The following is an 18,667-nucleotide window of genomic DNA, read 5'->3' on the forward strand; positions in this document are numbered from 1 at the left end:
TCGTCCTCCTTTATTTTTCGATTACACGATTGTTGTACATATCCTTCAGCTCGTCTACAGACTTGCTCATGATTTCCTTCATCGCCTCATCGAAATCTCCTTCTGCAATCTCCTCAACACGCTTTGTCAGGTGCTTTGCTTCTGGCTTTAAGTACTTACCGGTCAATCTTCTTGCAAGTAATGCAACCTGCGGATGAGAAATTCCAGCCGGACATCTGGATGAGCAGACACCACACATTACACAGTCGAAGGACTCCTCTGCACACTTCTCGTACTCACCGCGCTGTGCATATGCAATGTACTGCATGGTGTTTAACTGCTGTGTACAAGCCTTTGTACAGGCATTACATCCGATACAGGAATAGATCTCCGGATACAGCTGCATCATGATCTCCTGAGTTGGACGGATCTCCTCAATGTTATAGATTTCCTTCTCTAACGGGAAGAACGGCAGAGATGCTACACACATGTTGTCCTCAACCTTTGTGGAACATGCCAGGCAGCCATGAAGAGTTGTCTCACCCTTAATACGGTAAATAGTAGCACAAGCACCACAGAAACCGTTACGGCAGCCGCAGCCACGAACCAGCTGATAACCGGAATACTCAAAAGCTTCCATAATTGTCAGGCTGGAGGGAACAGTATATTTCTTACCATATAAATAAACTGTAATCATTTCGTCCATTATTATATTTCCTCCATATTCATTTACAAATCTTTATTGCGCCGTGCTGCTCTCGCATGTGCTTCGCGCACGCTCGCACGCGGGCTTCGCCCTATGCAGTCTCAGAAAAGTGTCTGCTTTCATGTAAACATGATGCATTCACTTTTCTTCGACTGCGCACGGCTCATTGTCTTCGCGATTAATACTCGTCTGGCAGCTCATCCAGCTGGTCGAAGCGGAATACCGGACCGTCCTTGCAGACATATTTGGAACCGATATTGCAGCGGCCGCACTTTCCGATACCGCACTTCATGCGAAGCTCCATGGTTGTATATACCTGGCTCTTTGAGAAGCCCAGTGCCTGCAGATTCTGCAGAGTAAACTTGATCATGATCGGCGGTCCACAGATCAGAATTGTCTTGTCTAAGGAAAGATTCAGCTCATTTACGTAGCTTGGAACAAATCCAACATGGCCATCCCAACCCTCCTGCGGGCGGTCGATAGTCAGATGAACGTTAATTCCTTCCTCGTTGCACCACTCGTCCTGAATTTCCTTGATGTCTACAAGATCATCCATAGAACGGGAACCGTAAATAATATCAATATCACCGTACTGATCACGATAGTGACGGCAATAGTTGATTACAGAATGAAGCGGAGCCAGTCCGATACCACCTGCGATAAACAGCAAATTTTTGCCCTTTAACTCGGTATCTACCGGGAATCCATTTCCATATGGTCCACGGATTGTGATCATCTGACCTGGTTCAATTGCATGAAGCCAGCTAGTCAGACATCCGCACTTCTTAATGGAAAACTCCATATATTCTTCCTGTGTCGGAGAAGAGGTAATAGAAAACATACCCTCTCCTACACCTGGAACGGAAAGCATGGCACACTGGCCAGGCTTATGTTCAAATGCTTTCTTGCCGTCTGGCGTTACAACACGGAATGTCTTTACATCCGGTGTATCCTTACGGATCTCAGTAACAACGCCAAGAGCAGGAATTAATTCTTCTCTTCTCTCACTCATGCCTGTGTACCTCCCAATGTTTTTGCTACCTTAACGATATTCAGGGAATTTGGGCACTTCTTTAAGCAGCGGCCGCAGCCTACGCAGGAGAACTCACCATCATTTCTAAGCGGATTATAAACCAGCTTGTGCATGAATCTCTGGCGGAAACGCTCTACCTGACTCTTACGGTTTGTTCCGTGAGCCATCATTGTGAAATCACGGTACATACAGGAATCCCAGCAGCGGTAACGCTCAATACCATGTCCTGTATCATAGTCACGCACATCGTAGCACTGACATGTCGGACATACAAATGTACATGTTCCGCAACCTAAGCAGTGGCTTGACAGTTCCTTCCACTCTTCTCTCTTGAAGATCTCTAACTCTGGATGAGAAGTGAAATAGGAAAGATCAAGATCAGCAAGAGGCAGCTTCTTTAAGATTTCCTTAACAGCAGCCTGCTGTGCCTCTACTGCCTTAGAATCGCTCTCTGCTAAAACAGCCTCAACCTTTTTAGTTAAGCCCTCGCCCTTCTCTGTCTGTGCTTCCCAGTAAAGGGTATCCTCTGCGATCCATGTTACAACATCACCCTCTGGCTTAGTTGCATCAATTCCAAAGGTACTGCAAAAACAAGTTTCCTCTGGTCTGTGACATGCCATAGATACAACAATGCCATGCTCTCTTCTTGCCTGATAATAAGTATCAACCGGATCAGCAAGAAAAACCTTATCCAAAATTGAAAAGCTTCTTGCATCACATGCTCTGACACCAAATACAACAAAATCCTTATCCTTCTTTGCAGCTGCCTCTACAGAGATCTTCTTTCCGTCCATATGGAATTTCATCAGATCTTCCTGGAACGGGAAGAACATATCCTTTGCAGACTTTACAGTCTGAAGTGCATCAAGACGTACCTTTGCATCTGCAGAATAAAGACCAAATTCTACCTCATTGCCCTTCTCTACCGGCAAATACAGTTCATCCACAGCCTGAATCGCATCAAACAGGCGGGAAATCTCACTCATAGCAATCTTTAACATGATTAATTCCCCCTCTCCATAACGATACTCGGCTCACAGTCTTCCTTAGTATAAGAAATCAGCGGTCCTCTTACGCCAACCTCAGTTCCTGCCTGGAAATCACCGTAGAATGTATCAATATCCTTGATGAACTTACGATTTAACAGATGAAGAGGAATGTTCTGCGGACATACTCTGCTGCACTCACCACAGTCGGTACAACGACCAGCTACATGGAATGCACGAATAACGTGGAACATATTCTCCTCGAAATCAGTATTGTTTACCTTAGCAGCAACTCCGGACTTCGGGTTATCAAATACGCAGGTACGGCATGTACATGCTGGACATGCATTACGACATGCATTGCAGCGGATACACTTTGACAGCTGGCTTCTCCAGAAATCAAAACGCTCCTGCTCTGTCATTGCCTCAAGCTTTGCAACCTCAGCCATACGATCTGCACTTACTGGAACTTCTGGTGCTTCCTCATCTGGAATTAAAAGTTCATCGCCGGCTACATGATTTTTGCCCTTGCATACCATACAGCGCTCTAACAGCACTTCACTCTTCTTGCACTCCTCATCACCGTAAAGAGTCTTTACCTTAATGGTATCGCCCTCTTCCTCGATGCCAAGGATACCTGTGATTCCCTTTGCCTTGATCTTATTAACATCGATCATTCCGGTACATGGGATTCCCAGTGCATAAACCTTCTCTGCGTCCAGTCTGTGCTCTGTCTGCAGCTGATTGTAGCTGTAGCAGTCACACGGCTTAAGCAGTGCAAGGATCTTCTTTGGCTGCGGCGGTTCCGGTGCATTCGGTGCACGGAACGGCACATCCATTGTTGCAGCGCCTACTAAAAATTTACTCTGGTTTGCGCCGCAGAAGCTATTATAAACGAGTTCGTCCAGATTCTCCTTTGTGAAGATAGCCGGAGATACGTCGTAGCAGAATTCACCGGCCTTCCAGCCGATCACGCGGTCTACAGTGCCGTTATCAATAAGCTCATTGATTTTTGACACCAGTAATTCTTTTATTTCTCGCATCGCAGATCCCTCAACTTTCTGTTTTCACCAAGCTTTGTAATGGTGTCCACAAAATCATTCATAACAGATGCAAATCTTGCACCCTCTGCTGCAGAAACCCACTCCACTCTTGCTCTCTCCTTCTCAATGCCCAGATAATCAAGCATAGAGAACAGAAGTGTCATTCTTCTTCTTGCGTAGTAGTTACCAGTTGTGTAATGGCAGTCGCCCGGATGACATCCACACAGGATAACACCATCAGCACCTCTCTCAAACGCACGCAAAATGAACAGCGGATTTACACGGCAGGAGCATGGTACACGAATAATCTTGACATTTGCCGGATAATTCAGACGGCTGCTTCCAGCTAAGTCTGCTCCCGCATAGGAACACCAGTTACAGCAGAATGCCACGATCAGAGGAGTAAACTCTTTGTTTTCATTTGTCTCATTTACTTGCATATTGCGTCTACCTCCGCCATAATCTGATTATTTGCAAATCCCTTCAGGTCCATAGCGCCGGACGGACATGTAACCGTACAAGCACCGCAGCCCTGGCAGATTGCTTCATTAACAACTGCAACTCTTCTTGTCTCACGAACACCCTTGTCCATAACAAGTCTCTCTTCATAGGTGATAGCACCATATGCGCAGACATTTGCACACTGTGAACATCCGTTACACAATGTCTCATCAGAATGAGCTACACATGCGTTGCAAAGCAGGGAATCCTTTGCAAGAAGGCCGATTACCTTTGCTGCAGCAGCACTTGCCTGTGCAACAGTCTCCGGAATATCCTTTGGTCCCTGGCAAACACCTGATAAGAAGATACCAGCTGTCGGGCTCTCTACAGGACGAAGCTTTGCATGAGCCTCTGTAAAGAAGTCGTTTGTATCCATACTTGCAGTCAGCATCGTTGCAAGATTTCTTGCGCTCTCATCTGGCTCAATTGCAGATGCAAGAACAACCATATCTGCATCCATATGGATCTGCTCGTTGTTTAACAGATCAGAAGCCTGAACCTTAAGGCAGCCCTGACCCTGCTCTACCTTTCCGACCATACCCTTAATATAATGTACACCATACTGCTCTACAGCACGACGATAGAACTCATCAAAGTTCTTACCTGGTGTACGAACATCAATATAAAATACAGTAACGTCGATATCCGGATGATGATCCTTTACAAGCATTGCATGCTTTGCTGTGTACATACAGCAGATCTTTGAACAGTAAGACTTGTCTCTGCAGGAATCTCCTCTGGAGCCTACACACTGTACAAATACGATCTTCTTTGGATGTCTTCCATCAGACGGACATACAAGCTGTCCCTTTGTCGGGCCTGCTGCGTTCATGATACGCTCAAACTCTAAGGAAGTAACAACATCCTTGCTCTGTGAATACAGATACTCATCAAACTTAACAGGCTTAATCTGATTGTAACCTGTTGCAACTACGATTGCACCGTACTCCTTGGTGATAAACTCTTCCTTCTGATCATAATTGATCGCTCCGGCACCACAAGTTCTCACACAAAGTCCGCACTTGCCAGTCTTAAAGTGAATACATGCATCGCGGTCGATAACTGCTAACTTCGGAACAGCCTGTGCAAATGGGATGTAGATTGCTGGTCTGTTGTCCAGACCCATGTTAAACTCGTTTGGTGTCTTCTTGGACGGACATTTCTCGGTACAAGCACCACATCCTGTACACTTTACTGGATCAACGTAACGCGGCTTCTGCTTGATGGTTACACTGAAGTTTCCTACGAAACCTGAAACCTTATCTACCTCACAGTAGGTATACAGATGAATCTTATCGTTTGCACCTGCATCTACCATCTTTGGTGTCAAAATACATGCCGCACAGTCAAGTGTTGGGAATGTCTTATCAAGCTGAGACATCTTACCACCGATTGTTGGCTTCTTCTCTACGATATCAACCTCAAAACCAGCATCTGCAATATCCAGTGCAGTCTGGATACCAGCGATACCGCCTCCGATTACAAGCGCACGCTTTACAACTGGGCTTGTCTGAGAGGTAAGAGGTGCATTTAACTGAACTTTTGCGATTGCGGAACGGCCTAAAATGATTGCCTTCTCAGTTGCTTCCTTGATATCCTTATGAATCCATGAACATTGCTCACGAATGTTTGCAATCTCAAGCATGTATGGATTTAATCCCGCTGCCTGTACGGTCTTGCGGAAGGTTGCCTCATGCATACGAGGAGAACAGGAACAGATTACTACGCCGGTCAGTCCGTATTCCTTGATGGCATCCTTAATGATGTTCTGTCCGCTGGCAGAACACATATACTGATAGTCGGTTGCGTATACTACGCCCGGCTGAACCTTTAAGGCTTCAACCACAGCCGCAACATCGACAGTTGCTGCGATATTGCTTCCGCACCAACATACAAATACTCCTATTTTCTGCATATGTAAACCAGCCTTTCTTTATCTCTTATACTTGCGGAATGCGCTGACAATTGCCTGCTGCGGAAGCTCTGGATCAAGCAGCTCTGGAATTGCTTCCTCGCTTAAATGATTCATGCCCTGCTGACGAATGACAGCCAGACGAATTGCTTCTACTAATTTTCCAGGTTCAACGCTTCTTGGACATCTCTGTACACATGCCATGCAGCTTAAGCAGTTCCAAATGGACTTAGACTGCATCAGTGCCTCGATTCTTCCGTTTTCTACCATATCAACAAACTGATGTGGATGATAATCCATTGCATCAAATGCCGGACAGGTTGCAGAACATTTTCCGCACTTCATACACTTGCGCGGGTTCACACCACTGATATCAGTAATCATTTCTTTATTGATATTCATGCCTGCACCTCCTCTTTTACGCCAAGCGCCTCTGCTAACAGCTCAGTGAAATAGTAAACTGGAATCTGGTTTTCAGTTGCATTGGCTACGAGGTTGTAACGGCAAAGAGGACAGGCTGTGATCATGCAGTCTGCCTGCTGCTCTAAAGCAGATGCTACAACCGCATTGCTTCTCTTTTGTGCCAGTTCCTTATCGTTTAAGGTCATGTATCCGCCGCAGCACTCATTGCGCTGTGAGAAGATAACTGGAGTTGCACCGATAGCCTTAATGAAATCCTCCATGATCTGTGGATTCTCTGGATCATCAAACTCCATTACTTTGCCCGGACGAAGTAACAGACAGCCATAATAAGCAGCAATTTTCTTTCCCTTTAATGGATTTACAACTGCCTTCTTTAAGTTATCAAAGCCTACTACATCACGCAGCATCTCGAGGTAATGAATTACATTGGCCTCACCATTGTATTCCATATCAGGTGCCATGTAATTGTTAGCTCTTGTACGGAAATCCTCGTTGTTTCTCATGTCATTATTGACACGCTTAATTACATTATGACAAGCGGAGCACAGAGTCAGAAGATCCTGTCCCTTATCTCTTGCCTGAGCCAGAGCTCTGACGGAAGAAAGCTTATTGGCAATCTCATCTGTAGCGGTAGAATACACACCGCCGCAGCACTGCCAATCCTCAATCTCCTCCATCTCAATGCCCAGTGCCTTTGCAGAAGCAATGGCATAGTCATTGAGCTCTTTTGCCTTTGTCTTCAGGGTACACCCTGGGTAGTAGCTATACTTCATAGTTCCTTCCATTCTGCCACATAGTGGCTATGTTTTTGTGCCGCAGCCAAAACAGCTGCGGCGTTACCTGCGGCTTATGCCATCTCTTCCGGATGGAATACCTCATCAAACTTCTCTGCTGTCAAAAATCCTAACTGTACACAGGCTTCCTTTAAGGAAATATTCTCCTTGTATGCCTTCTTAGAGGTCTTTGCTGCGTTGTCATATCCGATGTATGGGTTCAAAGCAGTTACAAGCATTAAGGAGTTGTGCAGGTTGTGCTTCATCTTCTCTCTGTTTGCCTTGATTCCAACTGCACAGTTGTCATTGAAGGAAACGATGACATCAGACAGAAGTCTTACAGACTGCAGGAAATTGTATGCGATAACCGGCATGAATACATTCAGCTCGAAATTACCCTGGCTTGCAGCGAATCCGATTGCAGCATCGTTGCCCATTACCTGAACAGCAACCATAGTCATTGCCTCGCACTGAGTCGGATTTACCTTACCTGGCATAATAGAGCTTCCCGGCTCATTCTCCGGAATTGAAATTTCGCCAAGACCACATCTTGGACCGCTTGCAAGCCAACGAACATCATTTGCAATCTTCATAAGATCAGCAGCAAGTGCCTTTAATGCGCCGTGTGCAAATGTAATATCATCCTTTGCTGTAAGTGCATGGAACTTGTTCTCAGCTGTAACAAACTCTTTTCCTGTCAGCTCGCTGATTACCTTTGCAACTTCTGGTCCGAAGTTCTTTGGTGCATTCAGTCCTGTTCCAACAGCAGTACCGCCAAGTGCCAGCTCCTTTAAGCCTGGAAGAGATGCCTCTAACATCTTCTTTGTCTTCTCAAGCATATTTCTCCAGCCACTGATCTCCTGAGAGAAACGAATCGGAACTGCATCCTGAAGATGAGTACGACCACTCTTAACAACATCCTCATTCTCAGACTCAAGACGCTTTAAGGTCTCAGTCAGCTTATCCATAGCCGGGAACAGATTGTCCTCGATACTCATAGCTGCTGCGATATGAAGTGCAGTCGGGAATGTATCATTGGAGCTCTGTGACATATTAATGTGATCGTTTGGATGAAGAAGCTTCTTTCCTGCGATCTCATTTCCGCGGTTTGCGATAACCTCATTGCTGTTCATATTAGACTGTGTACCGCTTCCGGTCTGCCATACAGCAAGTGGGAAATGGTCCATCAGCTTGCCGCTAATTACATCGTCTGCCGCCTGGCAGATGATGTTCTTTCTTTCCTCATCCAGTTTACCAAGATTGAAATTTGCAATTGCAGCACCCTTCTTTAAGATACCAAATGCATGTACAATTTCAGTTGGCATCTTCTCAATACCAATCTTGAAATTCTGATAACTTCTCTGAGTCTGAGCAGCCCAGTAGCGATCTGCCGGAACCTGCATCTCGCCCATGGAATCTCTTTCAATACGATACTCCATAGTAAGTAGTCCTCCTTAAATTTGTAAATTCTGCTAAATGTAGAAAAAAAACATAAACAGACATAATTCTTTGGCGACGCCCCACAAGGCCCCGCCAAAGGTTGTCTGCTGCTTTTTAATTACTCAATATCCATTTCCTTAATAACAGCCTTAAGTGCTTCTGCACTTGCCTTAAACTTTGCAACCTCTTCATCTGTCAGCGTTGCCTCGATCTTGCCCTTTACACCGTTTGGTCCAATTACAGTTAAGCAGCTTGTGCAGACATCATCTACGCCATACTCACCATGCATCATGGAAGATACAACAGTTACAAGATCCTGAGCCCCCATCAATGCCTCACAGACATCAACAACAGAATTTGCTACGCCATAGAAGGTAGCACCCTTTCTCTTGATGATTTCTCCGCCGGACTTGCGTACATAGGTGATTACTTCATCTGGATCAAAATCATTTGCATCAATGCCAAGTCTTCTTGCACCCTTTGTGTACTCATCAAGCTTGATGCCTTCAACCGTTACCATACTCCATGGAATAAAGGAAGTATCTCCGTGCTCGCCGAAAACGTAGCCCTTGATGCTTCTTTGTGCAATTCCAAGCTCCTGAGAAAGCTTATAGGTAAGACGTACTGTATCAAGCAGTGTACCAGAACCAATTACCTGATTTTCCTTCATTCCTGAATACTTTAAGAATGCATAAGTCAGTACATCTACCGGATTTGCTACGATGATGCACAGTGCATTCGGTGCATGCTTTGCTACCTGAGGTGCAATGTTCTTCATGATTGCAACATTGGTCTTTGCTAACTCAATACGGGTCTGGCCAGGCTTTCTTGCTACACCAGAGGTAACAATCACAATATCAGAACCTGCTGCATCCTCGTAATCACCAGCAATCATGGAAATCGGATCTCTAAAACCAGTTCCCTGTGCCATATCCATGATCTCACCGTCTGCCTTATCCTTAAGGATATCGATCATGACGAGTTCTGATACATATGGCTTCAGTGATAAAATATGAGCAATTGTAGAACCAACGCTGCCTGCTCCAATAATAGTAATCTTACTTCCCATTATAAACTCCTTTCGTATTTCGCGAGATTGATATTTCATTAACGAACTTGTTATAAATATAACAAATCTTGCGTCAAATATCAAGTATATGAATATAGTTTTTTATTTTTCTGTAAAAAACACCGATACACATGCGAAAATCGTATTCATTATAATTCATTTTGCAGAATCACGCAAGTGTTTTGTACATATTACCATTTATATGGCGTCGCCTGATAAACATAAAAATTCAACCAGTTCGTATACAGCGTGTTAGCATGCCCTCTCCATGTAAGAAGCGGAGTTGTGGATGGATCATCGTTCTCATAATAATGAACCGGAACCTCTGCATCCATGCCTTTTGCCAGATCACGCTTATATTCTGCGTCGAGTGACATGCGGTCATACTCTGGATGACCAAGCAGATAAATATTTCCCTGATCGTCTTTAATCAGATAGCAGCCTGCCTCATCTGATTCTGCAAGCAGCATAAGATGTTCATTTGCTAACACATCATCTCTTTTTACGCCAAAGTAACGCGAATGCGGTGCGTAAAACACATCATCAAAGCTTCGCACAATAGGCTCACAGCGGTCAAGAAGACGGTGGCTATACACACCTGAAAGCTTCTTTCCTGTCGGTGTCTTTTGAATACCATAATGATAATAAAGACCGGCAAGTGCTCCCCAGCAAATATGAAACGTGCTCGTAACGTTTGTCTTTGACCATTCCATAATGCTCGCTAACTCCTCCCAGTAAGAAACTTCCTCAAACTCCATTGTCTCGACTGGGGCACCAGTTATGATCAGTCCGTCAAAGTACATATTTCGTACGGCTTCAAAGGTAGTATAAAATTTATTGATATGGCTGGCAGATGTGTGCTTTGACACATGACTGCTCACATTCATACAGGTAACATTGACCTGCAGCGGCGTATTTGACAGCGCACGAAGAAGCTGAATCTCATAATCCTGCTTTAGCGGCATCAAATTCAATATTACTATCTCGAGTGGACGGATCTGCTGCGTATCTGCACGCTCCTCTCCCATCATAAAAATATTTTCAGACTCGAGTACCTCCCTTGCAGGCAGGTCATTATCTACACGTATTGGCATAAGTTATTCTCTTTTCATATTTATTGAATACATTTTTTACGTTACTCGCCAGCTTCCATTTTTTTGCACAGATCAAGAAAATCCTCTTCTGAAAGGATAGAAACACCAAGCTCCTTTGCCTTTTTGTTTTTGGAAGAAGTTGATTCTTTGTCGTTATTAATAAGATAACTTGTCTTAGCTGATACACTCCCTGCTGCCTTGCCGCCATGCTTTTCAATATAGTTTTTCAGCTCATTTCTGTTTGCAAAATGATGGACAGATCCGGTAATCACAAATGTAAGGTTTTCAAGATACTGTTTTTCATTATTTTCTTCCAAAACAAGTTCCAGTTCCTTAAGGAGCGAATCTAACTGTCCCATTTTTTCTGAATCGTTAAAATAATCGCAGACAGCCTGTGCCATAACCTCGCCAATACCATCAACCGCAGTGAGTTCTTCTGCTGTGGCTGCCCTAAGCTTATCAAGATCTTGGTGGAAAGCACGCGCAAGCACCTTTGCATTTGCCACACCAATCCCTGGAATACCAAGTGCATAGATTAATGCTGGAAGCTTAACCTTTCTTGCCTTATCAATTGAGGCAATCAAATTGGAACATGACTTTTCACCAAAGCCATCCATCTTGCAAATTTCATCTGCATGTTCCTTTAAATGGAAAATATCGGCAAAGCTGTGAATAAAGCCAGAGTCGATAAACTTTTCAATGGTCGCTTCTGACAAACCTTCCATATTCATGGCATTTCTGCTCACAAAAAGTTCAAAGGCTTTTGTCTGCTTTGCCGTACATGCAGGATTTTCACAGTACAGACATGTTACCTCGTCATTAGTAACAAGCTTTGTTGGTCCGCCGCAGACTGGACAGACAGACGGAATTGTTAAGTTACTGCTTTGTGTCAGATTCTCTGCAATCTGAGGAATGATCATATTTGCCTTGTAAACAGTGATTGTATCACCAATTCCAAGTTTTAAGCTTTCCACAATCGAAACATTATGGACGCTCGCACGCGTTATTGTTGTTCCCTCTAACTCAACAGGGTCAAACACGGCAACAGGATTTATAAGTCCCGTGCGTGATGGACTCCAGTGAATCTCTCTAAGGGTAGTCTCTGCCGTCTCGTCCTTCCACTTAAATGCCATGGCATTTCGTGGAAATTTAGCTGTGTTTCCAAGACTTTCACCATAGGCGATATCATCCATCAAAAGAACTAGTCCATCTGATGGCAGTTCATTCGATTCAATATGATTTGCGAACCACTTCACAGAATCAGGAAGATCTGTCGAAGTTACCATGCGGTATGTCACAACATCAAACCCCTGCGCAGCAAGCCATTCAAACTGGCAGCGTCTTGAATTATTAAAGGTCATATCCTCTGCCGAGACGAGCGCAAATGCGATAAACTGAACATGACGGCCTGCTGTTACCTGACTATTTAACTGGCGCACAGAACCTGCACACAAGTTTCTCGGATTTTTATACTTTGCATCCGCATCAGGATTTTCCTCGTTGATTCGCTCAAAATCCTTATAGGAAATAACTGCCTCACCACGCAGCACCAGACGCCCCTTAAATGGAATCTTAGCTGGAAGATTTTCAAACTGTCTGGCATTTTGTGTGACAACCTCTCCTGTGATTCCATTTCCACGTGTCACAGCCTTTGTCAATGTACCATTCTCATATGTTAATACAATAGTAAGACCATCAAGCTTCCAGGAAAGTATGCCTGTCTGATCTTTTAAAAATTCCTGAAGCTGCGACACTTCCTTCGTCTTATCAAGAGACAGCATTGGTGATGGATGATTTTCTTTTGGAAGTGCACTTAATACCTCATATCCGGCATGTGCAGTCGGGCTTTTTGCAAGCACTGTTCCAGTCTTTTTTTCAAATGCGGCAAGCTCATCATAAAGCTCATCATATTCCTTATTGCTCATCAGCTCTTTGCTTTCCTGATAATATGCTCTCGCCGCCGCATCAAGCTGCTCTACCAGCTCCTTCATACGCTCCAAATCGGACATAATAAACCTGCCTTTTCCTTTCACTATTGTATTTAAATGCCTACGAATTTCTCCGTTACTTCGTAACTCTCGAAATTCTAAAAACATTCGGATTCGCTGATTTTCTTCGAAAATCGCTGCATCCTCATGTTTTAACGGGTCTCAAGGTCACAAGCCTATTCATGCAAGCATGATCAGCTTGTAACTTTTCGACCCTGGCATTTACAAATCCTTGATCAATTTATCAAACTCTGCGTCAGTCACATTACGGAAGTTTCCCTGCGGAATATTTCCAAGATGAATGTTCATGATACGAATACGCTTTAATGTCTCTACACGATAGCCACATGCTGCGCACATACGACGAATCTGACGGTTTAAGCCCTGCTTTAAAATAATATGAAATTCTCTGTTTCCTGTCTTTGTGCAGACGCATGGCATAGTATCTGCATTAAGCTCCTCAAGATGCATACCTCTTCTCATTTTATCTAAGAAGCTCTCTGTTACCTGATTATTAACTGTGACAACATATTCCTTTTCATGAGAATTGCTTGCCTTTGAAATTTCATTTGCCAGATCTCCAAGATTAGTCATTAAAATCAGACCCTCAGATTCCTTATCGAGACGACCAATCGGATAAATTCTAGTAGGATATTTTACCATATCTACAATATTTTTCTCACCCTCAAAACGAGCTGTCGTACACACGATTCCTGCCGGCTTATTGACTGCGATCAATACTGGCTTAACCTGCTTTGTGCTGACCTTTTTTCCGTCCACAACGATCTCATCTGCACTGCTTACCTTCTGTCCCATAACAGCACACACGCCATTGACCATGACCTTTCCCTCATCAACAAGACGGTCTGCCTCACGGCGGGAGCAAATTCCTTTTTCACTCAAAAATTTGTTTAAACGAACTGTTTCTTCCATATATAAATATCCTTTCTTAGTGAATAAACATCGCATCGCCAAATGAGAAGAAACGATATTTCTTTTCAACAGCTCCCTTGTAGGCTGCTAAAATATGCTCTCTTCCAGCAAGTGCAGAAACAAGCATTACGAGCGTAGACTTTGGCAGATGGAAGTTTGTAATTAAGGCATCTACCATTTTAAAATGATAACCCGGATAAATGAAAATATCCGTCCATCCACTCTGCGCCTTCAAAATACCATCCTCTGTAGATGCTGACTCTAACGTGCGGCAGCTTGTCGTTCCTACTGCAATGACACGTTTTCCAGCCTTCTTTGCTGCATTGATTTTCTCTGCTTCCTCTGGCTCGATACGATAAAACTCTGAGTGCATATGATGCTCAAGAACATTTTCAACCTTTACAGGTCTGAATGTGCCAAGACCAACATGAAGAGTTACGCTTGCGATAACAACACCCTTTTCCTCAATCTTCTTCAACAGATCCTTTGTGAAATGAAGTCCTGCTGTCGGTGCTGCTGCTGAGCCTTCATACTTTGCATAAACAGTCTGATAACGATTCTTATCCTTAAGCTGGTGTGTGATGTAAGGCGGCAGCGGCATCTGTCCAAGCTCATCAAGAATCTCTTCAAAAATTCCCTGATAAGAAAAACGAATCTTTCTGTTTCCATCCTCTACAACTTCAAGCACCTCTGCCTTTAAACGTCCATCACCAAATGTAATGATTGTTCCCGGCTTTGCCTTCTTTCCTGGCTTTACAAGTACCTCCCAGACATCATCCTGCTCTCTCTTTAGCAAAAGCACCTCAATGTGAGCACCAGTATCTTCCTTAACACCCATCAGACGCGCTGGAATAACCTTTGTATTATTTATAACAAGACAGTCACCTGGATTTAATTCATCGATAATATCTCTGAAAATCTTATCCTGAGTCTTGCCTGTCTTTTTATCCAGTAAAAGCAGTCTTGAACTGCTGCGATCCTCAATTGGATCCTGTGCAATCAGCTCCTCTGGCAGATCATAGTCAAAATCATTTATATCCATCATACCTGTTTGATGTGCTGCAGATTCTGTCTCATTTGTTGTATTTACTTTTGTTTCCATAGTTTCCATTATTAATTGCCTCCAAATATAAAAAAGCCCTCTAATACTCATGTAGCATATCATAATTTTTTCGCAAATACAAGAACTAAAACTTTACTACTCTTCTAGGTTACAAAAGCCCTTAGGTGCAATGGTTTCGTCGCCGGACCAAACTACGCAGGTTCCTGTTAAGTTCTTTCTTATTATACGTTACTTTGAAAGACCTGCTCCAAGTGTCCGGCTCGTGAAATCCATTCACCTTCGGGCTTTGCTGTAAATATTGGCTTATACAAGAACTGTATCAACTTAAAAACTTTTTACGTGTATTTTGGATTTTTCGTTGATTTGTTTTCTCTACAATGGTATGATGATAGGGAAAATAATAGTTACAATTCACGTGGCTAAATAACAGGGAGGTTTTCATTATGCCGAAAAAAAGAATCGTCGTTGCGCTTGGCCGCAATGCATTTGGAAAGACGCTTCCAGAGCAAAAGACTGCTGTTAAGGAGGCAGCAAAAGCTATTGCTGACCTTGCAGAATTAAAATATCAGATTGTTATCACACACAGCAATGGTCCTCAGGTTGGTATGATTCACATGGCTATGACCGAATTTGGCAATGCACATCAGGATTTTACAGTTGCACCTATGGCAGTCTGCAGTGCTATGAGCCAGGGCTACATTGGATACGACCTTCAGAATGAGATCCGTACTGAGCTGCTTCGCAGAGGTATCTTTAACACAGTATCCACCATTATTACACAGGTTAAGGTTGACCCATTTGATCATGCATTTAGTCATCCGCTGAAATCTATTGGCCGTATCATGACAGCTGAGCAGGCACAGGCAGAACGTGACAAGGGTAATTTTGTTCGTGAAGAGGAAGGCGGCTTCCGCCGTATCGTTGCATCCCCTGCCCCGATTGAGATCTATGAGATTGATGCTATTCGTGCACTTGCTGATGCCGGACAGGTCGTAATCGCAGCCGGCGGCGGCGGTATTGCTGTATTAGAGCAGGGTCCTGTTTTAAAGGGTGCCAGTGCTGTTATTGAGAAGGATGCCACAGCTGCTAAGATGGCACACGAATTAAACGCAGATGTTCTTTTATTCTTATCTGCTACTGAACGTTTTGTCATTCATGCAGATACACCGCAGGAGTTCTCTCCAGATCATTTATCTGTTGCAGAGGCAATGGAGCTTATCGACAGCCAGACTATGGCAAAGGAAACAAAGCTGCCTAAGCTTGCTTCAGCTGTAAGCTTTGTAGCTGCAGGTGAAAACCGCAAGGCAATCATCACATCCCTCGATAAGGTAAAGGAAGCACTTGCAGGAAAGACCGGTACATTGATTACCAAGTGATTTGATTTACATCATCACAAACTGCAAAGAGGTCATGTCCAAAACGACATGACCTCTTTTTTATTATTCATAATTATTCGTAGTAAACAGTCTGGAACATTCCTACACTTCCAAGGATCGTTGCTGCATAAGCAGAATCATTTCCTGCGTTTCCTGTACGGTATGCTGTCAGTGCCTGATTCCAACTGCCATATGTATGATAATACTCTGCTAGCAAATCAATTCCAACTAAGATGTTAGATGCCGGATCATACAGATTAGTAACACCAAGCTTCGCCATACGAGATGCACTATATCTTGGAATGATCTGCATCAATCCCTGTGCACCGCTTCCGCTTGTAGCACCTGCGTTAAAGTGGCTCTCATGATACATAACAGAGAATATTACTGAACTGTCCACACCATACTGACTGCAAAGATTTAATGTATACTGTGTCAAATCACTGCTGAGTGCAACATTAGTGACACGGATGCTTCCAGTTGGCTGTGACGGCTGTGTCTCCGGTACTGTTGGCTGCGTTTCCGGTGCCGCTGGCTGTGTCTCTGGCGCTGCTGGCTGTGTCTCCGGTGCCGCCGGCTGTGTCTCTGGTGCCGCCGGCTGTGTCTCTGGTGCTACCGGCTGTGTCTCTGGTGTTGTCGGTGCCGCAGACGATGCTGCTGCCACTGTAAGAACGATATTAGATGAAAAGCCGCCATAAGACAATGTAATTACGTTTTCACCAGCGTGAAGCATCATTCCTATATCATTGCTTGACCAGCCTTCTGTGATCGTTGCATAATTTCCATCACTGTATGCTGCTACGACATATACCTCATTGCTGCAAACTACATCTCCTTCACTCTTAGTACCGCCGACATAGAAAGCTTCGATACCTGTTACTGTCACAGCTTCAGTAGATGGCTGTGTTTCTGGTACTGTTGGCTGTATAGTCTCAGAAGATGGCTGCGTTTCTGGTACTGTTGGCTGTACAGTATCAGATGATGGCTGCTGTGCCGGCTCAGACGGTGCTGCTACCTCACTGTTTGCTGTACCATTTTCGTTCGTTGCTGCACTAGATGATGGCACAGTATCCTGCTGTACTTTAGATTCCTCTTGCTGGGAACTTACCGTTTCTGCCTGAGATGCCATTGCCATTACCTGATCTGGTGACAGAACTGTTAATACTTCCTGATTGCCTGCAGCTGTCTCCTTAGTTGATATATCAGCATTGACATTAACTTTATTTGCAGATGCCAGTACGATATTTTCTGCGCTGCTCTCGCTTACTGCAACACCTAGCTGCTTTGCATTCTCCTCTGTTAAAGCAATATCAGTATTGATCCATGTTTCTCCAAGTGAGTATGAAACAGCAAGACAATCTGCTGAAAGGTACCCCTTCATAGGTCCGTCATATACACAGTATGCCCAGCCAGACTCCAGCAAGCTGACTTCATAAGCATCGTATTCATATGCTACATCCAAAATATCTGCAGATGTTGTAGGACGAAGACGAATGTTCATATTCGGAACAGTTACTCTTGCATAAAGAGTTCCGTTCTCCTGCATATACGCTGCAGCTTCTTCTCCTGTCAGAAGGTACTCGGTTTTTACCCAGCCCTCCATATCGTCTACTCCAATCTTTGTCCAATCACCGTCTTCGCCAAGAACAGATACAAGCTCTTCTGCCTTAATGGTATTAACCACCTCTGCACTCTCATCTGCCTGTACTCGCACATTTAAGTAATTGCCTACTGTATTTGGATTTACAAGTGCCTGCTTTGAAAAATAACTTGCCAACGGACTGCTTGCAGATGATGCACTTGATGAACGTTTCTCATTTTCTGTACGCTTTTCGTCAGACTCAGTTGACTTTTCTGTTGTCTTTTTCGCCGTTAGCTCATGTTCCCACAGCATGCCAAGCTGATAACGTTCAGCGCTGACTAATTCTGCATTAACCTCTGTCTGAGATTCCTGCTCTTTTGTCATCTCTTCCTGTGTCTCATCAAGCTCACGCGCGGCGAGAACATCATTATTCTTTGTCTGGAGTGCACCTGTTGAAGAAATAATAAGTCCAGCTGCAACTGCACCAGTTAAAAGCGTTGCTGCCGCTCCATTCACAAGAATTTTTACTCTAGCTTTCATTGAATATTTGACCTCTCCCATTTTTATTTTCATGTCTGTGAAACATTTACTTTTCGCAAACAGTATTTTTTACCGTCCTAGACATGAAAAATATCATAATTATGTAATAACTGTTTCAATTTTATTAAACTTATTACAACTTTGTTACAGACGCATTGTAACATTTTTAATAAATATTGTCAACTGCTTTCTGGGGAGAGCCGTCGCGCAAATCGACAGGAGGCCT

At 43.9% G+C, this 18,667-nt stretch carries 16 protein-coding genes; 1 reads left to right on the forward strand and 15 read right to left on the reverse strand.

Going from position 1 to position 18,667, the window contains the following annotated elements:
* Positions 1–10 precede the first annotated feature (10 nt).
* The 14 genes from LKD48_RS01810 to queA form a co-directional block, all read right to left on the reverse strand.
* Positions 11–685, reverse strand: a complete 675-nt coding sequence (locus LKD48_RS01810; RefSeq protein ID WP_066563226.1) for a 4Fe-4S dicluster domain-containing protein — start codon at positions 683–685, stop codon at positions 11–13.
* A 178-nt stretch (positions 686–863) separates the two neighbouring features.
* Positions 864–1,697: an FAD/NAD(P)-binding protein gene (locus LKD48_RS01815; RefSeq protein ID WP_066563217.1), complete on the reverse strand. Its 834-nt coding sequence runs from the start codon at positions 1,695–1,697 to the stop codon at positions 864–866.
* Positions 1,694–2,719, reverse strand: a complete 1,026-nt coding sequence (locus LKD48_RS01820; protein ID WP_118613005.1) for a 4Fe-4S dicluster domain-containing protein — start codon at positions 2,717–2,719, stop codon at positions 1,694–1,696. Before LKD48_RS01820 ends, LKD48_RS01815 begins: the two co-directional genes overlap by 4 nt.
* Positions 2,720–2,721: 2 nt before the next feature.
* Positions 2,722–3,747, reverse strand: coding sequence for a 4Fe-4S dicluster domain-containing protein (locus tag LKD48_RS01825; RefSeq protein WP_118613006.1), 1,026 nt, complete (start codon positions 3,745–3,747; stop codon positions 2,722–2,724).
* Entirely contained in the window at positions 3,735–4,187 is a 453-nt protein-coding gene (locus LKD48_RS01830; protein WP_066563205.1) for a hydrogenase iron-sulfur subunit, read from the reverse strand. Before LKD48_RS01830 ends, LKD48_RS01825 begins: the two co-directional genes overlap by 13 nt.
* Entirely contained in the window at positions 4,178–6,163 is a 1,986-nt protein-coding gene (locus tag LKD48_RS01835) for a CoB--CoM heterodisulfide reductase iron-sulfur subunit A family protein (protein WP_066563203.1), read from the reverse strand. The genes LKD48_RS01830 and LKD48_RS01835 overlap by 10 nt, the downstream gene beginning before the upstream one ends.
* 18 nt (positions 6,164–6,181) lie before the next feature.
* Complete coding sequence (locus tag LKD48_RS01840; protein WP_066563201.1) at positions 6,182–6,562, reverse strand: 4Fe-4S dicluster domain-containing protein; 381 nt, start codon at positions 6,560–6,562, stop codon at positions 6,182–6,184.
* Positions 6,559–7,356: a CoB--CoM heterodisulfide reductase iron-sulfur subunit B family protein gene (locus LKD48_RS01845; RefSeq protein WP_227100359.1), complete on the reverse strand. Its 798-nt coding sequence runs from the start codon at positions 7,354–7,356 to the stop codon at positions 6,559–6,561. Before LKD48_RS01845 ends, LKD48_RS01840 begins: the two co-directional genes overlap by 4 nt.
* Before the next feature lie 74 nt (positions 7,357–7,430).
* The gene (gene fumC, locus LKD48_RS01850) at positions 7,431–8,795 is read right to left on the reverse strand and encodes a class II fumarate hydratase (RefSeq protein ID WP_308730999.1); all 1,365 of its coding nucleotides are present in this window, start codon (positions 8,793–8,795) and stop codon (positions 7,431–7,433) included.
* Between the two features lie 119 nt (positions 8,796–8,914).
* Positions 8,915–9,865, reverse strand: a complete 951-nt coding sequence (locus LKD48_RS01855) for an L-lactate dehydrogenase (protein WP_118613009.1) — start codon at positions 9,863–9,865, stop codon at positions 8,915–8,917.
* Between the two features lie 191 nt (positions 9,866–10,056).
* On the reverse strand, positions 10,057–10,959 hold the full coding sequence (locus LKD48_RS01860; RefSeq protein WP_118613010.1) for a homoserine O-succinyltransferase: 903 nt from the start codon (positions 10,957–10,959) through the stop codon (positions 10,057–10,059).
* Positions 10,960–11,000: 41 nt separating this feature from the next.
* Positions 11,001–12,968, reverse strand: a complete 1,968-nt coding sequence (gene ligA / locus LKD48_RS01865) for an NAD-dependent DNA ligase LigA (RefSeq protein WP_308731000.1) — start codon at positions 12,966–12,968, stop codon at positions 11,001–11,003.
* Between the two features lie 201 nt (positions 12,969–13,169).
* Positions 13,170–13,880, reverse strand: coding sequence for a pseudouridine synthase (locus LKD48_RS01870; RefSeq protein WP_308731001.1), 711 nt, complete (start codon positions 13,878–13,880; stop codon positions 13,170–13,172).
* A 16-nt stretch (positions 13,881–13,896) separates the two neighbouring features.
* On the reverse strand, positions 13,897–14,922 hold the full coding sequence (queA, locus tag LKD48_RS01875; RefSeq protein ID WP_308731033.1) for a tRNA preQ1(34) S-adenosylmethionine ribosyltransferase-isomerase QueA: 1,026 nt from the start codon (positions 14,920–14,922) through the stop codon (positions 13,897–13,899).
* A 464-nt stretch (positions 14,923–15,386) separates the two neighbouring features.
* Here queA and arcC point away from each other — a divergent pair, with 464 nt between their 5' ends.
* Entirely contained in the window at positions 15,387–16,319 is a 933-nt protein-coding gene (gene arcC / locus LKD48_RS01880; RefSeq protein WP_308731002.1) for a carbamate kinase, read from the forward strand.
* Between the two features lie 73 nt (positions 16,320–16,392).
* Here the strand turns inward: arcC and LKD48_RS01885 are convergent, their stop codons facing one another.
* Entirely contained in the window at positions 16,393–18,441 is a 2,049-nt protein-coding gene (locus LKD48_RS01885; RefSeq protein WP_308731003.1) for a transglycosylase SLT domain-containing protein, read from the reverse strand.
* Between the last annotated feature and the right edge of the window lie 226 nt (positions 18,442–18,667).

This window comes from Anthropogastromicrobium aceti, from assembly GCF_020687335.1.
Classification (GTDB): Bacteria; Bacillota; Clostridia; order Lachnospirales; family Lachnospiraceae; genus Anthropogastromicrobium; species Anthropogastromicrobium aceti.